This is a genomic window from Acidovorax sp. KPB24-07, assembly GCF_057543315.1.
On record NZ_BAAJYS010000298.1, the window covers coordinates 1 to 4193 of the forward strand.

Below are 4193 nucleotides of genomic sequence, written 5' to 3' on the forward strand. Positions count from 1 at the left end.
CGCCGCGCTTGCCGGCCCCCCGCGCGCTTGGCGGCGCCCAGCATGGCGTACTGCGTGAGCTTTTCCAGGCTGCCGCGCACGGTCTCGCGCGAGTGGTGCAGCAGCCGCGCGCGCATCACGTGGCGCGGCACGCCGGGCTCGGTGAGCACGGCCTCCTCGTGGACCACTCCCACGTACTCGCGCAGCATGTCGCGCCGGAACAGGCGCTCCACGGTCGAGGTGGTGCGCAGGTAGCGCAATTCGTGGCCGAAGGCCACCATGCGCCAGCGGATCTTCCACACCGCGCGCTCGCCCGAGCGCACGATGGCCTGCAGCTCCTCGCGGAAGTCGGGGCCCATCACCTCGTCGGCGTCGAGAAAGAAAACGTAGTCTCCCGTGGCATGCGCCAGCAGGCGGTTGCGCTGCACGGCAAAGCCCTGCCAGTCGGGATACACATGCACCTGGGCACCCAGGCGCCGCGCCACGGCCACGGTGTCGTCCGTGCTGCCGCTGTCCACCACCACGATCTGGTCGGCAAACGAGGCGCTCGCCAGACAGGCCTCGATGCGGTGGCCCTCGTTCAGCGTCAGCACCGCCACCGTGAGCGTGGGGCGGGCCGCGCTGCCGCGTTCAGCCGGCATCAATCAGTGGCCGGAGTGGACGCGTTCTCCCGCCTTCAGGCGGTACACCGTGCCGCAATAGGGGCACTTGGCCTCGCCCGTGTGGGCGACGTCCAGGTACACCTTGGGGTGGGTGTTCCAGATTTTCATGTCCGCCTTGGGGCTCGGGCAGAAGACGCCGCCCTGGGGGTTGAGGTCTTTGGCGACCAGTTCGACGATGGCTTGCGACATGTTCTTCAGACCTTGGTGAGCCAGTGGGCGTATTGGGGGTTGCGGCCGTTCACGATGTCGAAGAAGGCGCTCTGGATCTTTTCGGTGATCGGGCCGCGCGAGCCGCTGCCGATGGCGAGGCGGTCGAGTTCCCGGATGGGCGTCACTTCGGCGGCGGTGCCGGTGAAGAAGGCCTCGTCGGCGATGTACACCTCGTCGCGGGTGATGCGCTTTTGCACCAGCTCCAGGCCCAGGTCCTTGCAGATGTGGACGATGGTGTTGCGCGTGATGCCGTTGAGCGCGCCGGCCGACAGGTCGGGCGTGTACACCACGCCGTTCTTGATGATGAAGACGTTCTCGCCCGCGCCCTCGGACACGAAGCCGGAGGCGTCCAGCAGCAGGGCCTCGTCGTAGCCGTCGTCCAGGGCCTCCATGTTGGCCAGGATCGAGTTGGTGTAGTTGCTCACCGCCTTGGCCTGCGTCATGGTGATGTTGACGTGGTGGCGCGTGTAGCTGCTGGTCTTGACGCGGATGCCGCGCTTCATGCCCTCTTCGCCCAGGTAGGCGCCCCAGGCCCAGGCCGCCACCATCAGGTGGATCTGGTTGCCCTTGGGGGACACGCCCAGCTTCTGCGAGCCGATCCAGGTCAGCGGGCGCAGGTAGCACGATTCGAGCTGGTTCTCGCGCACCACGGCCTTCTGGGCCTCGTTCACCTCGTCGCGGGTGAACGGAATGGTCATGCGCAGGATCTTGGCGCTGTTGAACAGGCGCTCGGTGTGCTCCTCGAGGCGGAAGATCGCCGTGCCGTCGGCCGTCTTGTAGGCACGCACGCCTTCGAAGGCGCCGCAGCCGTAGTGCAGCGTGTGGGTCAGCACATGGATCTTGGCGTCGCGCCAATCGACCATCTGGCCGTCCATCCATATCTTGCCGTCACGGTCGGCCATCGAGGGAGCTACGGGACTCATGGGGTTCCTTTGGAATTGCTGGAAGTCGCAAAACCCGCGATTTTACGAGTCTGCGCGGGCAGGGGCCGCCACATCCGCCGGTGCCTGGGGCGCATCCTCCTGCGGCACGGGCCGCACGAGCGCCCATTCCACCAGCTTGCCGGCCCGGAATTCGCACGTCACGTGCGACTGCGTGCCGTCGGTCCAGCGGTAGCGCTCGGGCTCCTCGCCGTCGGCCGACAGCGGCTCGCCCAGCGAACGCGTCATGGCCACCACGTGCATGAGATTGACCCCCTTGCGCAGCTTGGCATTGAGCATGACGGCGCTGCCCACGTGGCCGATGGGCCGGTCGGCCGCCTTGCGCATGACGTTCATGAGCCGGGTGAAATGCAGCAGCGCCCACATCACGAGCCCGCCCCCGACCGCCATGACGCCCTGCCAGCCATAGGAGCGGTGGGCCGCGAAGACCAGCACCGCGATGCCGACGGGAATGAAGAGGTTGCGCAGATTCATGGGGCGAGATTGTCCTATGGCGGCCGCCGGGGCCGGGTGTGGATGGTGCGTAGGCGCGGCATCGCCGCCCGGCGGGCCGCCTTCAGCCCATGCCGCGCACCACCTCCATCGCCTCCTCCACCCTCTCCACCGCATGGATGGTGATGCCCTCGATGGGCTTCTTGGGCGCATTGGCCTTGGGCACCACGGCCACGCTGAAGCCCAGCTTGGCCGCCTCCTTGAGCCGCTCCTGCCCGCGCGGGGCCGGGCGCACCTCGCCGGCCAGCCCCACTTCGCCGAAGGCGATGAACCCGCGGGGGAGTGCTTTGCCGCGCAGGCTGGAGGTGATGGACAGCATCACCGCCAGGTCGGCCGCGGGCTCGCTGATGCGCACGCCGCCCACGGCGTTGACGAACACGTCCTGGTCCATGCAGGCCACGCCGGCATGCCGGTGCAGCACCGCCAGCAGCATGGCCAGGCGGTCGCGGTCCAGCCCCACCGACAGCCGGCGCGGGCTGGGGCCGCCCTCGTCCACCAGCGCCTGGATCTCCACCAGCATGGGCCGCGTGCCCTCCAGCGTGACCAGCACGCAGCTGCCGGGCACGGGCTCGCTGTGCTGGCTCAGGAAGATGGCGCTCGGGTTGGTCACGCCCTTGAGGCCCTTTTCCGTCATGGCGAACACGCCGATCTCGTTGACCGCGCCGAAGCGGTTCTTGATGGCGCGCACCAGGCGGAACTGGCTGTGCGTGTCGCCTTCGAAGTACAGCACCGTATCGACCATGTGCTCCAGCACGCGCGGGCCGGCGAGCGCCCCCTCCTTGGTGACGTGGCCCACGAGGATGATGGTCACGCCCGAGGCCTTGGCCGCCCGCGTGAGATGCGCCGCGCACTCGCGCACCTGGGCCACCGACCCGGGCGCGCTCGTGAGCTGGTCGGAGTACACCGTCTGGATCGAGTCGATCACCGCCACGGCCGGCTGGGTGGCATCGATGGTGGCGAGGATTTTTTCCAGCTGGATCTCGGCCAGCACGTTCACCTGGCTGTGGTCCAGGCCCAGGCGGCGCGAGCGCAGCGCCACCTGCGCGCCGCTTTCCTCGCCCGTCACGTACAGCGTGGGCAGGCCCACGCGCTGCAGCGCATCCAGCGCCTGCAGCAGCAGCGTGGACTTGCCGATGCCTGGGTCGCCGCCGATCAGCACCACGCCGCCCTCCACGATGCCCCCGCCCAGCACCCGGTCCAGCTCGTCGATGCCGCTCGGCGTGCGGGCGATGTCGGTCGCCTCGATGGCCGCCAGCGGCATCACCGCCTGGGCCTGGGCCAGGCCCGAGAACTGCGGCGCGCTGAGGCGGTTCTTGCCCGGGCCGGCCTCGGCCACGGTTTCGACCAGGGTGTTCCAGGCACCGCAGGCCGGGCATTTGCCCAGCCAGCGCGGGCTGGTGCCGCCGCACTCGGAGCAGGTGAAGAGGGTTTTTTCTTTGGCCATGGCAGGGATCGGAAAACGGGGCAGCAGGGGGGATCGCAGCGGGGCGGCATGCCCGGCGGCAGGCCGGCCCGCTGCGGCCCCAAGCCGGGCGCCAGCGGGGGTGCACGGCCTGAAAGTAAGCAATTGCGATGTCAACCCTATCCTACCCCGCGCCTGCTGGAGCCTGCCTAGCATGCCCATTCCAGCGGCAGTCCGCCGCACGCCATTCATTCAAGGAGATACAACCCATGACCCCAACCACCATGAACGCTTCGGCCACCCCTTCCCGCCGCTGGCTCGCCGCCGCCCCGCTGATCGTCGTGTCCGCCCTGGCGCTCACCGCCTGCGACCGCAACAAGCCAGCCGACACGCCCACCAACACCGCACCCGTCACCACCCCGGCGCCGACGACCCCCGCCACCCCGCCCCTGCCACGCCCGCCACGCCTCGCGTCGGACGCCGGCATGTCCTCCACCCCGTCTTCCT

General features: G+C 69.2%; 5 protein-coding genes and 1 pseudogene. 1 reads left to right on the forward strand and 5 read right to left on the reverse strand.

Annotated elements, in window-relative coordinates:
- The 5 genes from AC27IQ_RS19625 to radA all read right to left on the reverse strand — a co-directional run.
- Positions 1 to 620: glycosyltransferase family 2 protein (locus AC27IQ_RS19625; protein WP_487090484.1), on the reverse strand; the 620-nt coding region annotated here is incomplete at its 3' end.
- Positions 621 to 623: 3 nt separating this feature from the next.
- Positions 624 to 830 (reverse strand): zinc-finger domain-containing protein, encoded by a 207-nt coding sequence (locus AC27IQ_RS19630; protein WP_272549760.1) that lies wholly within the window; start codon positions 828 to 830, stop codon positions 624 to 626.
- A 5-nt stretch (positions 831 to 835) separates the two neighbouring features.
- Positions 836 to 1774: a branched-chain amino acid transaminase gene (locus tag AC27IQ_RS19635; protein WP_272565924.1), complete on the reverse strand. Its 939-nt coding sequence runs from the start codon at positions 1772 to 1774 to the stop codon at positions 836 to 838.
- A gap of 42 nt (positions 1775 to 1816) precedes the next feature.
- Positions 1817 to 2266, reverse strand: a complete 450-nt coding sequence (locus tag AC27IQ_RS19640) for a glycerate kinase (RefSeq protein WP_272565926.1) — start codon at positions 2264 to 2266, stop codon at positions 1817 to 1819.
- Between the two features lie 82 nt (positions 2267 to 2348).
- Complete coding sequence (gene radA / locus AC27IQ_RS19645) at positions 2349 to 3728, reverse strand: DNA repair protein RadA (RefSeq protein WP_284394641.1); 1380 nt, start codon at positions 3726 to 3728, stop codon at positions 2349 to 2351.
- A 227-nt stretch (positions 3729 to 3955) separates the two neighbouring features.
- On the opposite strand from radA, the pseudogene AC27IQ_RS19650 reads away from it, so the two are divergent.
- Positions 3956 to 4193 (forward strand): annotated as a pseudogene (locus tag AC27IQ_RS19650) (hypothetical protein); the annotation flags it as partial.

Bases quoted from the DNA above. Each gene is read 5' to 3' on its own strand.
- AC27IQ_RS19630 (WP_272549760.1), bottom strand. From the start codon at position 830: ATGTCGCAAGCCATCGTCGAACTGGTCGCCAAAGACCTCAACCCCCAG.
- AC27IQ_RS19635 (WP_272565924.1), bottom strand. From the start codon at position 1,774: ATGAGTCCCGTAGCTCCCTCGATGGCCGACCGTGACGGCAAGATATGG.
- AC27IQ_RS19640 (WP_272565926.1), bottom strand. From the start codon at position 2,266: ATGAATCTGCGCAACCTCTTCATTCCCGTCGGCATCGCGGTGCTGGTC.
- radA (WP_284394641.1), bottom strand. From the start codon at position 3,728: ATGGCCAAAGAAAAAACCCTCTTCACCTGCTCCGAGTGCGGCGGCACC.